General features: G+C 62.1%; 17 protein-coding genes, 2 tRNA genes and 1 pseudogene. 4 read left to right on the forward strand and 16 right to left on the reverse strand.

Annotated elements, in window-relative coordinates:
* Position 1: 1 nt before the first annotated feature.
* The 7 genes from dnaB to rnr all read right to left on the reverse strand — a co-directional run bounded on the left by dnaB (position 2) and on the right by rnr (position 7,222).
* Positions 2–1,399 (reverse strand): replicative DNA helicase, encoded by a 1,398-nt coding sequence (dnaB, locus tag CCOS864_RS25460; protein WP_115089082.1) that lies wholly within the window; start codon positions 1,397–1,399, stop codon positions 2–4.
* A 110-nt stretch (positions 1,400–1,509) separates the two neighbouring features.
* Positions 1,510–1,956 carry a 50S ribosomal protein L9 gene (gene rplI, locus CCOS864_RS25465; RefSeq protein WP_045196876.1) on the reverse strand — a complete coding sequence of 149 codons (447 nt, stop codon included), beginning with the start codon at positions 1,954–1,956 and terminating at the stop codon, positions 1,510–1,512.
* 21 nt (positions 1,957–1,977) lie between these two features.
* Positions 1,978–2,877 (reverse strand): hypothetical protein, encoded by a 900-nt coding sequence (locus tag CCOS864_RS25470; protein ID WP_115089084.1) that lies wholly within the window; start codon positions 2,875–2,877, stop codon positions 1,978–1,980.
* A 36-nt stretch (positions 2,878–2,913) separates the two neighbouring features.
* Positions 2,914–3,144 (reverse strand): 30S ribosomal protein S18, encoded by a 231-nt coding sequence (rpsR, locus tag CCOS864_RS25475; RefSeq protein ID WP_009403887.1) that lies wholly within the window; start codon positions 3,142–3,144, stop codon positions 2,914–2,916.
* Between the two features lie 28 nt (positions 3,145–3,172).
* The gene (rpsF, locus tag CCOS864_RS25480; RefSeq protein WP_115089086.1) at positions 3,173–3,598 is read right to left on the reverse strand and encodes a 30S ribosomal protein S6; all 426 of its coding nucleotides are present in this window, start codon (positions 3,596–3,598) and stop codon (positions 3,173–3,175) included.
* Between the two features lie 277 nt (positions 3,599–3,875).
* Positions 3,876–4,628: a 23S rRNA (guanosine(2251)-2'-O)-methyltransferase RlmB gene (gene rlmB, locus CCOS864_RS25485; RefSeq protein ID WP_115089088.1), complete on the reverse strand. Its 753-nt coding sequence runs from the start codon at positions 4,626–4,628 to the stop codon at positions 3,876–3,878.
* On the reverse strand, positions 4,625–7,222 hold the full coding sequence (gene rnr / locus CCOS864_RS25490) for a ribonuclease R (protein WP_115089090.1): 2,598 nt from the start codon (positions 7,220–7,222) through the stop codon (positions 4,625–4,627). Before rnr ends, rlmB begins: the two co-directional genes overlap by 4 nt.
* A 266-nt stretch (positions 7,223–7,488) precedes the next feature.
* Here rnr and CCOS864_RS25495 point away from each other — a divergent pair.
* From CCOS864_RS25495 to CCOS864_RS25510, 4 genes are all read left to right on the forward strand, one after another.
* A tRNA-Leu gene (locus CCOS864_RS25495) sits at positions 7,489–7,575 on the forward strand.
* Between the two features lie 87 nt (positions 7,576–7,662).
* Positions 7,663–7,749: transfer RNA gene (locus CCOS864_RS25500), tRNA-Leu, on the forward strand.
* A gap of 176 nt (positions 7,750–7,925) precedes the next feature.
* Positions 7,926–8,939 carry an extracellular solute-binding protein gene (locus CCOS864_RS25505; RefSeq protein ID WP_115089091.1) on the forward strand — a complete coding sequence of 338 codons (1,014 nt, stop codon included), beginning with the start codon at positions 7,926–7,928 and terminating at the stop codon, positions 8,937–8,939.
* A complete protein-coding gene (locus tag CCOS864_RS25510; RefSeq protein WP_115089093.1) occupies positions 8,939–10,507 on the forward strand; it encodes an ABC transporter permease in 1,569 nt (522 codons plus the stop codon). Before CCOS864_RS25505 ends, CCOS864_RS25510 begins: the two co-directional genes overlap by 1 nt.
* A gap of 180 nt (positions 10,508–10,687) precedes the next feature.
* On the opposite strand, the gene CCOS864_RS28865 is transcribed toward CCOS864_RS25510, so the two are convergent.
* From CCOS864_RS28865 to miaA, 9 genes and pseudogenes are all read right to left on the reverse strand, one after another.
* Positions 10,688–11,572, reverse strand: coding sequence for a methyl-accepting chemotaxis protein (locus CCOS864_RS28865; protein ID WP_415842493.1), 885 nt, complete (start codon positions 11,570–11,572; stop codon positions 10,688–10,690).
* 21 nt (positions 11,573–11,593) lie between these two features.
* Positions 11,594–12,649, reverse strand: a pseudogene (locus tag CCOS864_RS28870) (methyl-accepting chemotaxis protein); the annotation flags it as partial.
* Between the two features lie 111 nt (positions 12,650–12,760).
* Positions 12,761–14,053: an adenylosuccinate synthase gene (locus CCOS864_RS25520; protein ID WP_010221599.1), complete on the reverse strand. Its 1,293-nt coding sequence runs from the start codon at positions 14,051–14,053 to the stop codon at positions 12,761–12,763.
* A gap of 54 nt (positions 14,054–14,107) precedes the next feature.
* Positions 14,108–15,295 carry an ATP phosphoribosyltransferase regulatory subunit gene (locus tag CCOS864_RS25525; protein WP_038997444.1) on the reverse strand — a complete coding sequence of 396 codons (1,188 nt, stop codon included), beginning with the start codon at positions 15,293–15,295 and terminating at the stop codon, positions 14,108–14,110.
* Between the two features lie 275 nt (positions 15,296–15,570).
* Positions 15,571–16,440, reverse strand: a complete 870-nt coding sequence (gene hflC, locus CCOS864_RS25530) for a protease modulator HflC (RefSeq protein ID WP_010221597.1) — start codon at positions 16,438–16,440, stop codon at positions 15,571–15,573.
* The gene (gene hflK / locus CCOS864_RS25535; protein ID WP_115089095.1) at positions 16,440–17,600 is read right to left on the reverse strand and encodes an FtsH protease activity modulator HflK; all 1,161 of its coding nucleotides are present in this window, start codon (positions 17,598–17,600) and stop codon (positions 16,440–16,442) included. Before hflK ends, hflC begins: the two co-directional genes overlap by 1 nt.
* A 96-nt stretch (positions 17,601–17,696) precedes the next feature.
* A complete protein-coding gene (gene hflX / locus CCOS864_RS25540) occupies positions 17,697–18,998 on the reverse strand; it encodes a ribosome rescue GTPase HflX (RefSeq protein WP_010221595.1) in 1,302 nt (433 codons plus the stop codon).
* Positions 18,999–19,010: 12 nt separating this feature from the next.
* The gene (gene hfq / locus CCOS864_RS25545; protein WP_010221594.1) at positions 19,011–19,271 is read right to left on the reverse strand and encodes an RNA chaperone Hfq; all 261 of its coding nucleotides are present in this window, start codon (positions 19,269–19,271) and stop codon (positions 19,011–19,013) included.
* A gap of 96 nt (positions 19,272–19,367) precedes the next feature.
* Entirely contained in the window at positions 19,368–20,339 is a 972-nt protein-coding gene (miaA, locus tag CCOS864_RS25550; protein WP_115089097.1) for a tRNA (adenosine(37)-N6)-dimethylallyltransferase MiaA, read from the reverse strand.
* Position 20,340: the final 1 nt, after the last annotated feature.

Raw genomic sequence — 20,340 nt, forward strand, 5'->3', positions numbered from 1 at the left:
TTTACTCGTCGTCGTCGAAGTTGTAACTGCCCGGCGCGAGGTTTTCGAAGCGGGTGTACTTGCCGATGAAGGCCAGGCGGATAAAGCCGATCGGGCCGTTCCGCTGCTTGCCGATGATGATTTCGGCAATGCCTTTGTGCTCGGTCTCCGGGTGGTACACCTCATCCCGGTAAACGAACATGATCACGTCGGCGTCCTGCTCGATTGCACCGGATTCACGCAAGTCGGAGTTCACCGGGCGCTTGTTCGGCCGCTGCTCGAGGGAGCGGTTGAGCTGCGACAGGGCCACTACCGGGCAGTTGAACTCTTTGGCCAGGGCCTTGAGCGAGCGGGAAATCTCGGAAATCTCGTTGGTGCGGTTGTCGCCGCTGGAGCCCGGGATCTGCATCAGCTGCAGGTAGTCGATCATGATCAGGCCGACTTCGCCGTGCTCGCGCACCAGGCGGCGGGTCCGCGCGCGCATTTCCGACGGGCTGATGCCGGCGGTATCGTCGATGAACAGCTTGCGGTCGTTGAGCAGGTTGACCGCCGAGGTCAGGCGCGGCCAGTCGTCGTCTTCCAGCTGGCCGGAACGTACTTTGGTCTGGTCGATGCGGCCGAGCGAGGACAGCATACGCATGATCAGCGATTCGCCTGGCATCTCCAGGGAGTACACCAGTACCGCCTTGTCGCTGCGCAGTACCGCGTTTTCCACCAGGTTCATGGCGAAGGTGGTCTTACCCATCGATGGACGGCCGGCGACGATGATCAGGTCGGCTGGCTGCAGGCCGCTGGTCTTCTCGTCAAGGTCGGTGTAGCCGGTGGACAGGCCGGTGATCGCGCTGTCGGTGTTGAACAGCGTGTCAATACGGTCGATGGCCTTGGTCAGCAGGTCGTTGACGCCCACCGGGCCGCCGGTTTTCGGCCGTGCTTCGGCGATCTGGAAGATCTGCCGTTCGGCTTCATCGAGGATCTCCGCGGCATTGCGCCCTTGGGGGTTGAAGGCGCTGTCGGCGATCTCGTTGCTGATGCTGATCAGCTGGCGCAGGGTCGCCCGCTCGCGGATGATCCCCGCATAGGCCTTGATGTTGGCCACCGACGGGGTGTTCTTGGCCAGCTCGCCGAGGTAGCCGAGGCCGCCGATTTGCGAGCTCAGCCCTTCCTTGTCCAGTTGTTCGTGCAGTGTCACCACGTCGAACGGGGCGTTCTGGTCGGCGAGCTTGTGGATGGCGCGGAAGATCAGGCGGTGGTCATGCCGGTAGAAGTCGCCATCGGAGACTTGATCAAGCACCCGCTCCCAGGCGTTGTTGTCCAGCATCAAGCCACCGAGCACGGCCTGTTCGGCCTCGATGGAATGCGGCGGCACCTTCAGGGCAGCGGTTTGCAGATCATATTGCTCGGGGGCGGTTATCTCGTTCATGGCCACGCAGGAATCAGGGTGATGAAAAAGACAAAGGGCACGACCTGCAAAGCAGGATCGTGCCCGATGTTAACCGGCTGACACCCAAGGTGCCAGCCGATCGGTACAGCTTAGGCTGCGACAACAACCACGCGAACGGTGGCTTCAACGTCGCTGTGCAGGTGCACGGCAACGTCGTATTCGCCGACGTTACGGATGGTGCCGTTCGGCAGACGAACTTCAGCTTTGGCCACTTCAACGCCGGAGGCGGTCAGGGCGTCAGCGATGTCGTGGGTGCCGATCGAACCGAACAGCTTGCCTTCGTCACCGGCGGTGGCAGTGATGGTCACTTCCAGCTCGGCCAGTTGGGCAGCGCGGGTTTCAGCCGAAGCTTTTTTCTCTGCAGCCAGTTTTTCCAGCTCAGCACGACGCTCTTCGAACGCAGCCAGGTTGGCAGCGGTAGCAGCGGTGGCTTTGCCGAATGGCAGCAGGAAGTTACGACCGTAACCGGCCTTAACATTTACCTTGTCGCCCAGGTTGCCCAGGTTGGCGACTTTTTCCAGCAGGATCAGTTCCATTTGGTAATAACCTCTTAACTTTTAACCTTCACCGTTCGCGGAATCGTTATCGGCACCTTTGGGGGGTACCTTGCGACCGCGAAAATCAATCAGGCTGTCGACAATGGCCAGGACCACGAGCAACGGATAAGTCAGCTGCATGAACAGCACCAGCGTCACGTACAACCCGACCAGCCAGAATTTGGCCAATCGACCTTGCGCCACCAGCCCATGCATCAGGGCAAGCCCTGCAAACATCAGCGGTACGCTGCACAGTGGCGTCAACATCGCCAGTTCAGGACCGAAGTTCGGCCCCACCAGCATGAGCACCAACAGTACCAGCGCCGGCACCAGGGGGAGCCTGACCGCTTGAAACTCGCGACCAAAACCACCCGGGTTATACAACGACGCCTGCCAGTAACGACCCAACATCAGGGCCAGCACACTGACGGCTTGCAACAACGCCGCTATCAGGCCAACGAGCACTGGCGCAATCAGGCCACCAAGGCGGGCCCGCTCCTCTACCGATAACTGTTGGTAGAGACCGTCGAGCATCTGCGGCAGGGCTTTTTCAAGCGCTCCAGCCAGAGCTTCAATCGGTTCGCGGAACACCGAACCCAGTACAACCCCATACACCAGGCCCATGCCGATGCTGAACAACAGCACCCGGTTCCAGGACTGCCCGGCGCGCAACAGCGCAGCCAGACCCAGCGTACCCAGCAACACCATCAAGGTGCGCGGCTCGCCGAAGAACCACCAGGCCATCGCCGGCAACAAAGCCCAGGCGAGGACACCGGAGGCATCCTTGAAACCGCGCCGCAGGAACACCAGGCTCCCGGCGGCGGCACTCAACCAGAACAACAGCGGCAATGCCGCACAACCCACCACCACGAGGGTGGCCTGCACGCGACCGCGCATGATGAAATCAGCCAAGGCGCGCATGCATTTTATCCTTTGCTACTTGTCGACGACCCGGTCTCAGCGGCCGTGGCTGTCGGTGTAGGGCAGCAGGGCCAGGAAGCGGGCGCGCTTGATAGCGGTAGCCAGCTGACGCTGATAACGAGCTTTGGTACCGGTGATACGGCTTGGAACGATTTTGCCGGTTTCGGATACGTAAGCTTTCAGGGTGTTGAGATCTTTGTAATCGATCTCTTTCACGTCTTCAGCAGTGAAGCGGCAGAATTTACGACGACGGAAGAAACGTGCCATGTAATAGGCTCCTCAAAAGGTCCGTGGATTACTCGTCAGCGTTATCGCTGTTGTCGCTGTCATTGCTGTCGTCGCCTTCGGCGCCATCAGCATGCTCAGGACGGTCGCGACGCTCACGGCGCTCACTGCGGTTTTCTTCAGCCTTGAGCATCTCGGACTGGCCGGTAACGGCTTCGTCGCGACGGATGACCAGGTTACGGATCACGGCATCGTTGTAGCGGAAGTTGTCTTCCAGCTCGGCCAGGGCCTTGCCGGTGCACTCAACGTTCAGCATCACGTAGTGAGCCTTGTGAACATTGTTGATTGCGTAGGCCAGTTGACGACGGCCCCAATCTTCCAGACGGTGGATTTTGCCGCCGTCTTCTTCGATCAGCTTGGTGTAACGCTCAACCATGCCGCCGACTTGCTCGCTCTGGTCAGGGTGGACCAGAAAGATGATTTCGTAATGACGCATGAATGCTCCTTACGGGTTGTAGTCTGCCACCAGAGTGGTCAGACAAGGAGTGAATGACACTTGTATGTCTTGCCCTGGGAAAAGGCGCATGAACGCCTGCCAACATGGCAAGGGGCGCAATTGTAGAGAAGCCCCGGGGGACAAGCAAGGTAATTGGTGAATTATTGAGCAGCACCGCGGTGCTGCAATCGCCGGCAAGGCCGGCTCCCACAGACTGGCACAACACCTGTGGGAGCCGGCCTTGCCGGCGATGGGCTGAGAAGCAGCCCCGCAGAGATCAGCCCTTGGCTTTAGCCTGCCGCTGACGAACGGCCTCGAACAGGCACACGCCTGTCGCCACCGACACGTTGAGGCTGCTGACGCTACCGGCCATCGGCAGCTTGACCAGAAAATCACAGTGCTCGCGGGTCAAGCGGCGCATGCCCTTGCCCTCGGCGCCCATGATCAGGATGGTCGGCCCGGTCAGGTCCTGCTGATACAACTCCTGCTCGGCCTCGCCAGCGGTACCGACCACCCACAGGCCGCGTTGCTGGAGTTTCTCCAGGGTCCGCGCCAGGTTGGTGACCGCTACCAGCGGGATGACTTCGGCCGCGCCGCAGGCCACTTTACGTACCGCGGGGGTCAGGGTCGCCGACTTGTCCTTGGGCACGACCACCGCCAGGGCACCGGCCGCATCGGCGGTGCGCAGGCAGGCGCCGAGGTTGTGCGGGTCGGTAACGCCATCGAGCACCAGAATCAGCGGTGCGCCCTCGGTGCGATCGAGCAGCTCTTCGAGCATTGCCTCGCCCCAGACCTGGCTCGGGCTGACTTCAGCCACCACGCCCTGGTGCACGCCCTCAACCCAGGCATCCATCTCGCGACGCTCGGCTTGGCCGACCGCCACGCGGTTCTGCGCGGCAAGCTCGAGCAGCGGCTGCAGGCGCGGTTCGCTGCGCCCTTCGGACAACCAGATCTGCTTGACCCGCTTGGGGTGATGACGCAACAGGGCTTCCACGGCATGTACGCCGTAGATCTTTTCCAACTGACTCATGACTTGGCCTTGGGTTTACGTGACGCGGAGCCAGCTTTCGGCGGCCCTTTACGGTGCTTGCTCGGTTTTTCCGACTTGCCCGACTTGGCCGCCGGCTTGCTGCCTGCGTGCTTGGCGTCGGTCATCAAGGCCTTTTTCATTTCCCGGCTCTTGCGCACTTCGGCGTTTTTCGCCGCGGCATGGGAAGGGAAATAGGCTTCGGCGGTTTCGTTCTTCTTGCTCCGGCGCGCAGGCTCTGCAGCCTTGGGCGACGCTTCAGCCTTCTTGTCGAGCACCGGTACCGGCTTGCCGTCTTGCGGACGCACGCCTTCGCCTCGCTGCTTGCGACCAATCGGCGCCTTCAGGGTGTTCTCGGCCATCTCGAAGTCGATCTTGCGCTGCTCGAGGTCAACGCGCATTACCCGTACTTCAACGGTATCGCCCAGGCGGAAGCTGCGACCGGTACGCTCACCGGCCAGGCGATGGTGCACAGGGTCGAAGTGGTAGTAGTCGCCCGGCAACGCGCTGACATGGACCATGCCTTCGACGTAGATGTCGGTCAGCTCGACGAACAGGCCAAAACCGGTCACCGCGGTGATCACACCCGGGAAGCTCTCGCCGACGCGGTCTTTCATGTACTCGCACTTGAGCCAGTTGACCACGTCGCGGGTGGCCTCGTCGGCACGCCGCTCGCTCATCGAGCATTGCTCGCCGAGCTGCTCCAGGGTCGCCTCGTCGTACGGGTAGATGCGCGCCTTGGGGATGCTCATCGCACCGGCACGCTTGACGTGCGGGGTTTCCTGGCGCGAACGGATCACGCTGCGGATGGCCCGGTGGGTCAGCAGGTCCGGGTAGCGACGAATCGGCGACGTGAAGTGGGTGTATGCCTCGTAGTTCAGACCGAAGTGGCCATTGTTGTCGGCGCTGTACACCGCCTGGCTCAGGGAGCGCAGCATCACGGTCTGGATCAGGTGGAAATCCGGGCGGTCGGCGATGCTCGCCAGCAGCGCCTGGTAATCCTTCGGCGACGGACCATCCTTGCCCTTGTGCAGGGACAGGCCCAGCTCGCCAAGGAAGGCCCGCAGTTTTTCCAGACGCTCCGGTGGCGGACCGTCGTGAACACGGTACAGGGCCGGGATTTCGTGCTTCTTGAGGAACTCGGCGGTGGCCACGTTGGCCGCCAGCATGCATTCCTCGATCAGCTTGTGCGCGTCGTTGCGCACGGTCGGCCGGATTTCGGCGATCTTGCGCTCGGCACCGAAGATGATCCGGGTTTCCTGGGTTTCGAAGTCGATCGCGCCACGGGTATGACGGGCCGCCAGCAGCACCTTGTACAGCGCATAGAGCTGCTTGAGGTCCGGCACCACTTCGCTGTACTGCTCGCGCAGTGCCTTGCCTTCGCGGGTACGGGCGTGCTCGAGCATGCTGCTGACCTTGTTGTAGGTCAGGCGCGCATGGGAGTGGATCACCGCTTCGTAGAACTGGTAATCGACCATCTGCCCGGACTTGTTGATGGTCATTTCACAGACCATCGCCAGGCGGTCGACGTGCGGGTTCAGCGAGCACAGGCCGTTGGACAGCTCTTCGGGCAGCATCGGCACCACGCGCTCGGGGAAGTACACCGAGTTGCCGCGCACCTGGGCTTCGGCATCCAGGGCAGAACCCAGGCGCACGTAGCTGGAGACGTCGGCGATCGCCACGTACAGGCGCCAGCCACCGGAGAACAGGCGCAATTTGCCCAGGCTCTCGCAGTACACCGCATCGTCGAAGTCGCGGGCATCTTCACCGTCGATGGTGACGAACGGCAGATGGCGCAGGTCGACGCGGTGCTCTTTGTCTTTATCTTCGACTTCCGGCTTGAGCTTGCGCGCTTCCTTGATCACGGCTTCTGGCCAGACGTGCGGAATATCGTAGCTGCGCAGGGCAACGTCGATTTCCATACCCGGGGCCATGTAGTTGCCGATCACTTCGGTAACGTCGCCCTGAGGCTGGAAGCGCGGGGTCGGCCAGTGGGTGATCTTGACCTCGACGAACTGACCGACCCGGGCACCGCCGTTGCGACCCGGGGTGATCAGCACTTCTTGCTGGACCTTGGGGTTGTCGGGGGTGACAAAGCCGATACCGCCTTCTTCGAAGTAGCGGCCAACGATGCTTTCGTGGGCACGGGAGATTACTTCGACCACCACGCCTTCGCGGCGGCCACGGCGATCCAGGCCGGAAACCCGGGCCAGGGCGCGGTCGCCGTCGAACACCAGGCGCATTTGCGCGGGGCTGAGGAACAGGTCGTCGCTGCCGTCATCCGGGATCAGGAAACCGAAGCCGTCGCGGTGGCCGGCGATGCGGCCGAGGATCAGGTCGAGCTTGTCTACCGGGGCATAAGTGCCGCGCCGGGTATAGATCAGCTGGCCGTCACGCTCCATCGCGCGCAGGCGGCGGCGCAGGGCTTCGATCTGGTCTTCGGTGGTCAGGCCGAACTCTTCGACCAGCTGCTCACGGGCTGCCGGCGAACCGCGCTCGTCCAGACGCTGGAGGATCAGCTCACGGCTAGGAATAGGGTTTTCGTATTTTTCCGCTTCACGAGCGGCCTCGGGATCGAGGGTCTGCCAATCGGCCATTAGGAGGGGTTCACCTTGTCTATATAAGGGTTAGTTTGGCATAGGCGTATTGAAACCGGAAATTTCAGGCTTGGACAGCCCTGTCAGAGCCCCCTGGATGCTGCCAAAACCATCATAAGGAACAACGACTTGAATTTTTTAAGATTTTTTCAGAACGGGGGTTTACAGCTCTCAGAGGCATCCGTATAGTGCGCACCACAACGACGGACACCGTCGTTATAGTTGAGATGCAGCACGATGTGAAGCATCATGTTCCTCAGCGAAATGCCCAGATGGTGAAATTGGTAGACACGCCAGCTTCAGGTGCTGGTGACCTTACGGTCGTGGAAGTTCGAGTCTTCTTCTGGGCACCAATTTCAAATCTTAGAATCGCCTCCGGCATCTGAGATTTACTGCAACACGCTACACTGTTTTCATTACAAGCTACACCGCTTCATTTTGCCCAGATGGTGAAATTGGTAGACACGCCAGCTTCAGGTGCTGGTGACCTTACGGTCGTGGAAGTTCGAGTCTTCTTCTGGGCACCAATTCAGATCAAACCCGCGAAAGCGGGTTTTTTCGTTTCTGCCCTCCCCTTTTCCTCGCCTGCAATCCAGAAACGACCGATAGCCTGCTCATGAATTTTCCCTCACAAGGGCATTTGAGAAGCAATATCGATTATCATTGTTTCCAGATATGTAGCCGCAAGCGAGGAAGCACCCGCATGACGTTCCGCAATAACCCCCTGTTGCGCGGCCTGGCCGTTTCTGTTTTTGCCATGGTGCTGGGTACGCCAGCCGCCATGGCCGCCGACCCTGTGGCGCTGACCCTGTACAACGGCCAGCACAAGGAAATCGGTGAAGCCATCGCCAAGGCCTACGAGGCCAAGACCGGCATCCACATCAATATTCGCAAGGGCAGCAGCAACCAGCTGGCCAGCCAGATCATCGAAGAGGGTGATCGCTCCCCTGCCGATGTCATCTACACCGAAGAGTCGCCACCGCTGAACAACCTCGGCGAACTGGGCCTGCTGGCCAAGATCGATGACTCGACCCTGCAGGTCCTGCCCAAGGAATACGTCGCCGCCAACGGCAGCTGGATGGGCGTCACCGCACGCACCCGCGTGGTCGCTTTCAACCCCAAGGTGATCGACGAAAAAGACCTGCCGCCCTCAGTGATGGATTTCGCCGACCCACAATGGGACGGCAAGATCGGCTTCGTGCCGACCAGCGGCGCGTTCCAGGAACAGGCCGTGGCCATCCTCAAGCTGCACGGCCGTGACGCCGCCGAAGAATGGCTGACCGGCCTCAAGGCCTTCGGCAAGACCTACACCAACAACATGGTTGCGCTCAAAGCCGTCGAAAATGGCGAAGTGGCTGCCGTGCTGGTGAACAACTACTACTGGTACGCCCTGAAGAAAGAGCGCGGCCAGCTGGATTCGAAGCTCTACTACCTGGCCGATGGCGACGTCGGTGGCTTGGTGACCATTTCCAGCGCCGCTGCGGTAAAAGCCAGCAAACACCCGAAAGAAGCCCAGGCCCTGCTGGCCTGGATGGCCAGCGAAGAAGGCCAGCGGGTAATCACCCAGACCACTGCAGAGTATCCGCTGCATAAAGGCATGGTCTCGGATCAGGGCCTGAAACCATTCGAAGACCTGCGCCCGCCGAAAATCACTCCGGCCGACCTGGGTAATGCCGAAGAAGCCCTGGAGCTCGAACGCGAAGTTGGCCTGCTGTAATGAGCGCAGCCCTGCCCGCGGCAGCACTGGCCAGCCGCTACATCCCCAAGCGCAAGCGCCCGTCGATCTGGGTGGTACTGCCAGTGTTGCTGCTGGTCGGGCTAAGCCTGTTACCCCTGCTGTATGTGGCCTTGAAAACCTGGGAAGCCGGCTGGCGCGAAGCCTTGCACCTGCTCTGGCGCCCTTTCGTTTGGGGCCTGATGCGCAACACCCTGATGCTGATGGCCGGAGTCACCCTGGCCTGCATGGCCCTGGGCGTATCCCTGGCCTGGCTGCTGGAGCGCAGTGACCTGCCCGGGCGGCGCCTGTGGGGTGTGATCCTGTGCCTGCCGTTCGCCGTGCCGGCCTTTGTCAGCGGCTTTACCTGGGTGTCGCTGAGCCCGCGCTTCGAAGGCCTGGGCGGCGCCATCCTGGTGATGAGCCTGTCCAAGTACCCGCTGGTGTTCCTGCCGGTAGCCGCGACCCTGCGTAACCTCGATACCTCGCTGGAAGAGTCGGCGCGCACCCTGGGGCAGACGCGCTGGGGCGTGTTCTGGCGCATCACCCTGCCGCTGCTGTGGCCGTCGATCATTGGCGGCAGCCTGCTGATTGCCCTGCACATGCTGGTGGAGTTCGGCGCCCTGTCGATTCTCGGCCTGCAGACGTTCACCACGGCGATCTACCAGCAGTTCGAACTGGAGTTCAGCAACGCCAACGCCGCCATGCTCTCGGCGGTGCTGCTGTTCATGTGCCTGCTGATGCTCTGGCTGGAACTGCGCGTGCGCGGCAAGGCCCGGCATGTGCGGATCGGCCAGGGCGTGGCCCGGCGCGGTGCGCCGATTCGCCTGCGGGCATGGATGCCGGCAGGGCAGCTGTACTGCCTGATCCTGGCCCTGCTGGGCAGCGGCATTCCGCTGGGCATGCTCGGCTACTGGCTGAGCGTTGGTTCGTCGGCAGCCTTTCCGGTGGCTGATATCAGCCGCGCCCTGTTCTCGTCGCTGTCGCTGTCACTGGGTGGCGCCGGCTTGAGCTTGTTGCTGGCGCTGCCGGTAAGCTTCCTGGTGGTGCGCTACAAAGGTCGTCTGGCGATCTGGGCCGAGCGCCTGCCGTACCTGCTGCATGCCCTGCCCGGCCTGGTGATTGCACTGACCCTGGTGTACTTCGCCCTGCACTATGTGCCGGCGCTGTACCAGACCACCGGTTTGCTGTTGCTGGCCTACGCCCTGTTGTTCCTGCCGCTGGCCCAGGCACCGGTGCGCACAGCCTTGAACAAGGCGGCGCCGCAGCTTGAAGAAGCAGCGCGCACCCTTGGCGCGACGCAGTTCACGGCGTTCTGCCGGGTGACCCTGCCGATCATCTTCCCGGCCCTGGCGGCGGCGTTCGCGCTGGTGTTCCTGGATGCCATGAAGGAGCTGACGGCAACCCTGCTGCTCAGCCCGACCGGCATGACCACCCTGGCGACCGAGGTGTGGGCGCATACCGCCAACGTCGAGTTCGCAGCGGCAGCGCCGTATGCGGCATTGCTGATTCTGGTCTCGGGGTTGCCGGTGTATCTGCTCACTACGCGGATGTACCTGAACCGCGCGTGAGGCCTTTGGGGCTGCTTTCGCAGCCCATCGCCGGCAAGGCCGGCTCCCACAATGGACCTGCATGCAACAGACCCGTGGGAGCTGCACTTGCCAGCAATCGAGCGCGAAGCGGTCGTAATTCAGGCAACACATGATGTGCTGGCTGCACCGAACTCATCGCCGGCTAGGCCGGCTCCCACACTAGGCCCGGAACTGCCCCAGGCTGGCCTTGAGCTGCGCCGCCAGGTCGTCGAGCACCTTGCTGCTGGCGGTGGTTTGCATCACCACTTCGGCAGCCCGCTCGGCCTGAGCATGGATGGTCTGCACCCTGCCACGCACCGCCTGCGCCCCATGCGCCTGCTGCTCAGCCGCACGGGTAGCCAGGCCGATAGCCGCATGCACCTGCTCCACCGAAGCCTGCACCGACTGCTGCACCCGCGCATTGTCGCGCAGCACCAGCAAGCCTTCGCTGGCCTGGCGCCCAGCCAGGCTGATTGCCGCCACCGCTTCTTTTGCTCCTTGCTGCAAGGCACCGATATGCGCCTGGATGTCACCGGTCGAACTCTGGGTCTTGCTCGCCAGCGCCCTGACTTCATCGGCCACCACGGCAAAGCCACGCCCGGTTTCCCCGGCCCGCGCCGCTTCGATGGCGGCGTTGAGTGCCAATAGGTTGGTCTGCTCGGCAATACCGTGGATCACCGTCAGCACCACCTCGATCTGCTCGCTCTGCTGGGCCAGGCGTTCGATGACCTTGGAGCCGGTCTCGACCTGTCCGGCCAGGTCTTCGATGAGCTTGGCCACCTGGGTTGAAGTACGGCTGTTCTCGTCGGTGGCCTGGCGAATATCCACCACTTGCTGCAAGGCCGATTGCATGGCCTGGCTTTCGGCCTGAGCCTCATCGGCCATGCTCGACAGGTCGCGCAGGCTGGCAGCGACTTCGTCGCGCTGCAGTTCGGCAGCGGCGTCGGCGCCGGCATTGCGCTGGGTCATGGCACCGATCTCGATGCCAGTACGCTGAGCCACCTCACCGGCTTCGCGCACGATAGGCTGCAGCTTGGCAACGAACTGGTTGACCGCCGCAGCCATGTCGCCGATCTCGTCGCGACTGTCGATGGAAACGCGCTTGGTCAGGTCACCCTCACCCGCCGCCAGGTCGTTCAGCGCAGCGATCAACAGGCGCAGCTTGTTGACCACGCGCCGGCCGAGCACCACCGCGACCACCAGCAGTACACCCAGGCCGACCAGGGCCAGCCCCACACCGATGTTCCAGCGCAGGGTTGCCGCGGCGTCCTGGACGCTTTGCGAGGTATTGGCCTGCATGCCGGCAGCGCTGGCCTGAGCCGCCTCCAGACGCGCGCGCAGGGCCTTGTTGCTGTCTGCCGCGGCGCCCACCAGGCTGTCGCCGACCAGCTGATCGCCACTGGCAATCAACGCCGAGAAGCGTTTGTCCAGCGCCACCAGCTCGTGGTCGACCACGGCAGTGGAAACGCCCATCAGCACCTTGCCGATCTCGACACCATTGGGGTTGATAGGGGCCTCGACGAAATACACCGACGGATCGTTGCGCGCAGCATCCAGCACCTTGTCCAGCGCCCGCTCACCCTTGCCCTTTTCCAGCAGCGCCTGGTTGATCGGGTTCTGCCGGTTGAGATAACGGGTCAGGTGCTGCCCCTGGGCGTCGTCGTAGATGACGAACAGCACGTTAGGGTTGCGCTGGGCCCGACGGGAAAACTCCGACAGGGTCGGCACGTCGTTGTCCCACATGGCCCGCGGCGCCACCGAGGCAAGCAACTCAGCCATGTCGTTGGCCGAATCCTTGAGATTCTTCTCCAGCGTTGCCCGCAACTGCGCCTGCTCATCCTGCAGGCGCGTGGAAAGGCCTGCAGCCAGACGCTGGCGGGTACTGGCAGACAAGCTGTCGAGCCCGGAGCTTACCTCCTGGCCGGCCTGCTCGAGTTCGGCAGAAAGCTTCTGGCTGTCGGCAGCCAGACGGTTGCCCAGATCGGCCTCCAGGGCAGTCACCGTGCTCCGGGTCAGCGCGACCGCGACCAGCACCTGCACCAAAAGAGCGATACCGAGAGCAACAAAGACAGGCCGCAACAGGCGGCTTCGTAACAGTGAGAGAACGGCGGACACGAAAGAACCCTCTACTTCTGGGGCCATTAAAGTGATGGCACCGCTGGAGTGATTCTTACAGCAAAGGTTGTGCCGATCAGCCGACAGAAACGACAAAGGCCCCTATCAAGGGGCCTTTGTCTTTACATCAGTCGCGGATCAGGCGAACGGATGACGCAGCACGATGGTCTCGTTGCGGTCCGGGCCGGTGGAGATGATGTCGATCGGCGCGCCGACCAGCTCTTCCACACGCTTGATGTAGGCACGGGCGTTGGCCGGCAGTTCTTCCAGGGTCTTGGCACCCAGGGTCGACTCGCTCCAGCCCGGCATTTCTTCGTACACCGGCTCCAGGCCGATGTAGCTGTCGGCGTCGGTCGGGGCATCGATAACGGCACCGTTCTCGTTCTTGTAGCCAACGCAGATACGGATGGTTTCCAGGCCGTCGAGCACGTCCAGCTTGGTCAGGCACAGGCCGGAGATGCTGTTGACGTCGATGGCGCGACGCAGGATCACGGCATCGAACCAGCCGCAACGACGGGCACGACCGGTGGTGGCGCCGAACTCGTGACCACGCTTGGCCAGGAAGGCACCGACGTCATCGAACAGTTCGGTCGGGAAAGGGCCCGAGCCAACGCGGGTGGTGTAGGCCTTGGTGATACCGAGGATGTAGTCCAGGTACATAGGGCCAACGCCCGAACCGGTAGCGATGCCGCCAGCGGTGGTGTTGGAGCTGGTCACGAACGGGTAGGTACCGTGGTCGATGTCCAGCAGCGAGCCCTGGGCGCCTTCGAACATGATGTCCTTGCCAGCGCGACGCAGGTTGTGCAGCTCGGCGGTGACGTCGAGCATCATCGGCTTGAGCAGCTCGGCGTATTCCATGCACTCGTCCAGGGTCTTCTGGAAGTCGATTGCAGGCTCTTTGTAGTAATTGACCAGCACGAAGTTGTGGTAGTCCAGCAGCTCGCCGAGCTTGGCAGCGAAACGCTCGCGGTGGAACAGGTCACCGATGCGCAGGCCCCGACGGGCAACCTTGTCTTCGTAGGCCGGGCCGATGCCGCGACCGGTGGTGCCGATCTTCTGCTCGCCACGGGCTTTTTCACGAGCCTGGTCGAGGGCCACGTGGTAGGACAGGATCAGCGGGCAGGAAGGGCTGATGCGCAGGCGCTCGCGCACCGGTACGCCTTTCTCTTCCAGCTTGTTGATTTCACGCAGCAGGGCGTCAGGTGCAACCACCACGCCGTTGCCGATCAGGCACTGCACGCCTTCGCGCAGCACGCCCGAAGGGATCAGGTGCAGCACGGTTTTCTCACCGTCGATCACCAGGGTGTGACCAGCGTTGTGGCCACCCTGGTAGCGCACTACGGCGGCAGCATGTTCGGTCAGCAGATCAACGATCTTGCCTTTGCCCTCATCACCCCACTGGGTGCCCAGGACTACGACATTCTTACCCATAACACTTGTCCTCATTCGCGCAAACTTGGCGCCGGCTCGTACCGGCGGGGAATCTCAAATGGCCAGCGGCAGAACCTGCCAAAGCCCGTTTTGCTGAATCAATTGCCGATCGCAATCCGCCTCGACGGCGGCAGTCAATGGCTGCCCAGGCAAGGCCTGAACCACCCGCTGACCTTCACTGCGCAATTGGCAGACCAACTGCCAGAGTGCCGCATCGCTGCTGTCGGGCATCCAGATCCCGCCAGACGGCAATACCACCTCGGCTCGCCCCAGTGTGACCAGGGTCTTCAAATCCGTGGAGAAACCGGTAGCCGGGCGTGCCCGGCCAAAGTCCGCTCCGATGTCGTCGTAACGACCGCCCTGGGCGATCGACTGACCGACACCCGGGACGAACGCGGCAAACACCACACCGGTGTGGTAGTGGTAGCCACGCAACTCGCCCAGGTCAAAATACAGTGGCAGCTCGGGGTAACGCGTGGCCAGCCGCTCGGCGATCGCCATCAGGTCATCCAGTGCCGCCAGTACCGCAGCCGGTGCACGGCCAAGACGCACACGCGCCTCGGCCAGCACTTCACGGCCACCGCACAGCTCGGTGAGCGAGCGCAGCATGCCGGCCAGGTCCGCTGGCAGCTTGGCGGTCAGCTCGATCACTTCGTCGACGGCCTTGCGCTGCAAGGCATCGAACAGTTGTTGCTCGATCGCACCCGACAGGCCGGCAGCACGGGCCAGGCCACGGTAGATACCGACATGGCCAAGGTCCATGTGCACATCCGGCACATCGGCCAGTTGCAGCATGGCCAGCATCAGGCTGATCACCTCGACGTCGCTGACCGGGCTGGCGTCGCCGTACAGCTCGGCACCGAGCTGGATCGGGCTGCGCGAAGTCGACAGCGCCCGCGGCAAAGCGTGCAGCACGCTGCCGGCATAGCACAGGCGGCTCGGCCCTTCACGACGCAGGGTGTGCGCATCGATGCGCGCAACCTGCGGGGTGATGTCGGCACGGAAACCCATCTGCCGGCCCGATTGCGGGTCGATGACCTTGAAGGTCCGCAGGTCCAGGTCCTGGCCGGCACCGGTGAGCAGCGATTCCAGGTACTCGATATGCGGGGTCACGACGAAGTCATAACCCCAGCTCTGGAACAGATCCAACACCTGCCGACGCGCGATCTCGATGCGCGCCGCCTCAGGTGGCAGTACTTCTTCGATGCCATCTGGCAGCAGCCAGCGGTCTACCGTTGCCATTTCGCCATTTCCCCTATGGTCCGGGCGGCCTGCCCGCGGGCGAGCCTTGAGTGAAGCAGGTATCGGCAAACAATGGCGCGCAGCACCGATTCCAGCGCTACCGCCGTGCCTATACCCTCGAATACCTTGGGCTGCTCTGTAGACCCGAGCCGGGTTTGAACCGTTCGATCTTGCAGACGCAAAAAAGCCGGGAATTTCCCGGCTGCCGCATCATACACCCGTTTTCTCGCGGGATCACCCCGCCAGGCGTTTTAGCCGCCCGGCGGGGTAGATGCTTATGGCTTGGTCTTGCCCATGAAGCGGAAGAACTCGCTGCTCGGATCAAGCACCAGTACATCGCTCTTGTCGGCAAAGCTCTCGCGGTAGGCCTTGAGGCTACGGTAGAACGCGTAGAACTCCTGGTCCTGACCGTAGGCCTTGGCGTAGATCGACGCGGCCTGGGCATCGCCGTCACCGCGGGTTTCTTCCGATTCCCGGTAGGCTTCAGCCAGCAGTACACGGCGCTGACGATCGGCGTCGGCACGGATGCCTTCGGCCAGCTCGTTACCCTTGGCGCGGTGCTCGCGGGCTTCACGCTCACGCTCGGTGCTCATCCGCTCGAACACGCTGCGGTTGACTTCCTTGGGCAGGTCGATGGCCTTGACGCGAACGTCGACCACTTCGATACCCAGTTCCTTGCTGGCCATGCGGTTCAGCGATGCAGTGATGTCAGCCATCAGCGCGTCACGTTCACCGGAGACCACTTCGTGCAGGGTGCGCTTACCGAACTGGTCACGCAGGCCGCTTTCCAGACGGCGCGACAGACGTTCGTCGGCGATCTGCTTGAGGCCCGAGGTCGCGGTATAGAAGCGCTCGGCGTCCTTGACCCGCCATTTGGCGTAGGCGTCGACCATCACCGCTTTCTTTTCCAGGGTCAGGAAGCGCTGGGTCGGGGCGTCCAGGGTCATCAGGCGGGCGTCGAACTTGCGCACCTGGTTGACGTAAGGAACCTTCACATGCAGGCCGGGCTGGACATCAGCCTGGACCACACGACCAAATTGCAGGAGTACCGCACGCTCGGTCTGGGCCACGATGTAGAAGCTGTTCCAGGCCACGATCGCCAGCACCACGGCCACGATCAGGGCGATCAGCGATTTATTGCTCATCAGCGGCTCTCCCTAGTACGCAACTGTGTTTGCTGCTGTTGCAGCTCCGCCGCGCGGTTGGCCGCATCGGCGTTGGCCGACGGCGCAACGGTGACCGGGGCAGAGCCGGAACGGCTGCCCTGCACCATCTTGTCCAGCGGCAGGTACAGCAGGTTGCTCTGGCCGTCCTTGCCGGAAACCAGGACCTTGCTGGTGTTGCTGTAGACTTCCTGCATGGTGTCCAGGTACAGGCGCTGACGGGTCACTTCAGGGGCCTTGCGGTACTCGGCGACCAGTTTGGTGAAGCGGTCGGCCTCACCCTTGGCGCGCGAGACGACTTCGTCGCGGTAACCGTTGGCATCCTCGATGATCCGCTGGGCCTGACCACGGGCTTCCGGCACCACGCCATTGGCGTAGGACTCGGCCTGGTTGCGGGCACGCTGCTCGTCTTCACGGGCACGGATCACGTCATCGAAGGCTTCCTGCACTTCACGCGGGGCTGCCGCGCTCTGTACGTTGACCTGGGTGACGGTGATACCGGTACGGTAGGTATCGAGGAAACGCTGCAGGCGCTCCTTGATTTCCACGGCCATCTGCTCACGACCTTCGGTCAGCACCTTGTCCATCGCGGTGGAACCCACCACGTGACGCAAGGCACTGTCGGTCGCGTGCTGCAGGCTGATTTCAGGCTGATCAACGTTCAGCACGAAATCCTGCAGGTTGGTGATCTTGTACTGCACGGTCAGCGGCACCTCGACGATGTTCTCGTCTTCGGTCAGCATCTGCCCCTGCTTGGTATAGGCACGTTCGCGAGTAACGTTCTCCATGTACTTGCGATCGATCGGCGGGAAGTAGATGTTCAGGCCCGGCCCTACGGTTTCGTAGTATTTGCCGAAGCGCAGCACGACTGCCTGCTCCTGTTCGTCGACCACGTACACGGCGCTGTACAGCCAGATAGCTGCAAGCACGGCGAGACCGATACCGAGCAGGCCGAAGCCACCGCCCTTGCCGATGCCGCCATCACCACCGCGTTTCTTGCCACTGCCGAACATGCCGTTCAGGCTGTCCTGCAGCTTGCGGAAGGCCTCGTCGAGATCCGGTGGCCCTTTCTTGTCGCCACCACGGCGCCCGCCCCACGGATCCTGATTGTTCGAGTTGCCACCCGGCTCATTCCAAGCCATAGCGCTCTCCATCTGATAAAGCAAAGACGCGCCCACGGCGCGCCGTCCAATGCTACAGAATGCCTGTCACGGCTGCCCGACCGCGTCGCCGGGCATTTATTGCAAAGTATGTTGCTCGATGAACTCCAGCGGCTGCAAACCTTCGCGGCTGACCAGGCGGTTCAACTCCACCCGCGGCAATCGCACAGCCAGCAGGCTGCTGCCTTCATCGTCATGCTCTTCGCTCTGCACCGCACCCAGTTCAAAGAACTGCGCGCGCAGCCGGGCGAAACGCTGCTCAAGGCGCAAGGTACCGACAAACAGGTCATCCCCCAGCAATTCGGCGACCGCCTGCCCCACCAGCTCCAGCCCCCGACCATCGCGGGCCGAGACCCAGACCCGTTGCGGCTTGCCATCGGCATCGCGCTGAATCTGCGGCTCGACACCTTCAAGCAGGTCGAGTTTGTTATAGACCTCGAGGATCGGCAAGCCTTCTGCACCGATCTCTCCCAGTACCGCCATGACCTGCTCGATCTGCGCCATGCGCTCAGGCTCATGGGCGTCGATCACGTGCAGCAGCAGGTCGGAGTTGCTCGACTCTTCGAGCGTAGCCCGAAATGCCTCGACCAGCTTGTGCGGCAGGTGACGAATGAAGCCCACGGTGTCGGCCAGCACGATCGGCCCGAGGTCGTCGAGCTCAAGCCGGCGCAGGGTCGGGTCGAGGGTCGCGAACAACTGGTCGGCGGCATAGACCTCGGACTGGGTCAGGGCGTTGAACAGGGTGGACTTGCCGGCGTTGGTGTAGCCGACCAGGGAAACCGAGGGGATATCCGCCCGTTTACGGCCACGGCGAGCTTGTTCACGCTGGCTGCGGACCTTCTCCAGGCGCGCCTTGATCTGGCGCAGGCGTACCCGCAGCAGGCGGCGGTCGGTTTCCAGCTGGGTTTCACCCGGGCCGCGCAGGCCGATACCGCCTTTTTGCCGCTCAAGGTGAGTCCAGCCACGCACCAGCCGCGTGCTCATGTGCTCGAGCTGGGCCAGTTCGACCTGCAGCTTGCCTTCATGGGTACGCGCCCGCTGGGCGAAGATGTCGAGAATCAGACCGGTGCGGTCAAGCACGCGACACTCGAAGACTCGTTCGAGGTTACGTTCCTGACTGGGGGTGAGGGTGTGATTGAAAATCACCAAATCTACCTGTTCGGCGTTGACCAGGTCGCGTAACTCTTCGACCTTGCCGCTGCCAATCAGGTATTTGGCGGTGGGCTGATGTCGCGCCACATTGGCGAACGCGACAATATCGGCCCCAGCCGACAGTGCCAGCTCCTGAAACTCCTGCGGATCTTCGCGCGCCTCAGGGTTCTGACCTTCCAAGTGAACGAGGACTGCCCGTTCACCACCACCGTGGCGCTCAAAGAACAAAGCAGACTCCTATCAGGCGTTACCTGGCTCAGCGTCGCCTTGCTCTGATTCGGTTGCGCTAGGCAGACGGATCGGACGCACAGGGACAACTGTCGAGATGGCGTGCTTGTAAACCATCTGGCTGACGGTGTTCTTCAGCAGAATCACGAACTGGTCGAAGGATTCGATCGTGCCTTGCAGCTTGATACCGTTAACCAGATAGATCGAAACCCCAACTTTTTCTTTTCTCAAAGTATTCAAGTAAGGGTCTTGTAGCGAATGCCCTTTTGACATATGCCGCACTCCTGTAAGGATCAATAGTAAAAAAATCAAAGAAAAACTGATGGCTCAAGCCGCCCCACCCCAAGGATAGACGGCTATTGCAAGGACTCAGCTCAATATGGAGACCGATCCAAGGTATTTCAAGGTGCGAGACAGATTGTCGCAGGCCAGGCTGTCCAACCAGTGCAGGTCAGCCCAACTACGCAACCAGGTGAACTGCCGCTTCGCCAATTGGCGAGTGGCAATAATGCCGCGCTCCTGCATTTCCACTGAAGTCAACTTGCCATCAAGGTGATCCCAGACCTGGCGATAACCAACCGCCCGTATAGACGGCAGCCCCGCATGCAAGTCACTTCTGGCTCGCAGCAATCGGACCTCGTCAACGAAGCCCTGTTCCAGCATTTGCCCGAATCTTAGCGCAATCCGCTCGTGCAATACGTGTCGATCGGCAGGCGCAATGGCCAGGCTGGCGACAGTATAGGGCAATTGGCCCGCTGCGGACGTGCCTGCGGCGCTACTTTCCGCGGATTGACGCTGGCGATGTGACGTCATCGTCAGGCCGCTGACCCGGTAGACCTCCAGCGCGCGGATCAGCCGCTGCGGGTCATTGGGATGAATACGCGCCGCCGATTCCGGATCGACCGCCGCCAGTTGCTGGTGCAGGGCGTGCAAGCCGAGGCGCTGGACCTCGTCTTCGAGTTCGGCACGCACCTGCGGGTCAGCCGCCGGCATGTCTGCCAGGCCTTCGAGCAATGCCTTGTAATAAAGCATGGTGCCGCCGACCAGCAGGGGGATTTTGCCGCGCGCGGTGATATCGGCCATGGCCTCCAGCGCATCGCGACGAAAATCGGCGGCCGAATAGCTTTCAGCCGGGTCAAGGATGTCGATCAAGCGATGCGGATGGGCAGCCAGAATCTCTTTGGATGGCTTGGCGGTGCCAATGTCCATGCCACAGTAGACCAGCGCCGAGTCGACACTGATCAGCTCGCATGGCAGGACCTTGGTCAGCTCGATGGCAAGGTCGGTCTTGCCCGCCGCAGTCGGGCCCATGAGGAATATCGCTGGAGGTTTGCCACTCATG

It is taken from the genome of Pseudomonas wadenswilerensis, assembly GCF_900497695.1.
GTDB lineage: Bacteria > Pseudomonadota > Gammaproteobacteria > Pseudomonadales > Pseudomonadaceae > Aquipseudomonas > Aquipseudomonas wadenswilerensis.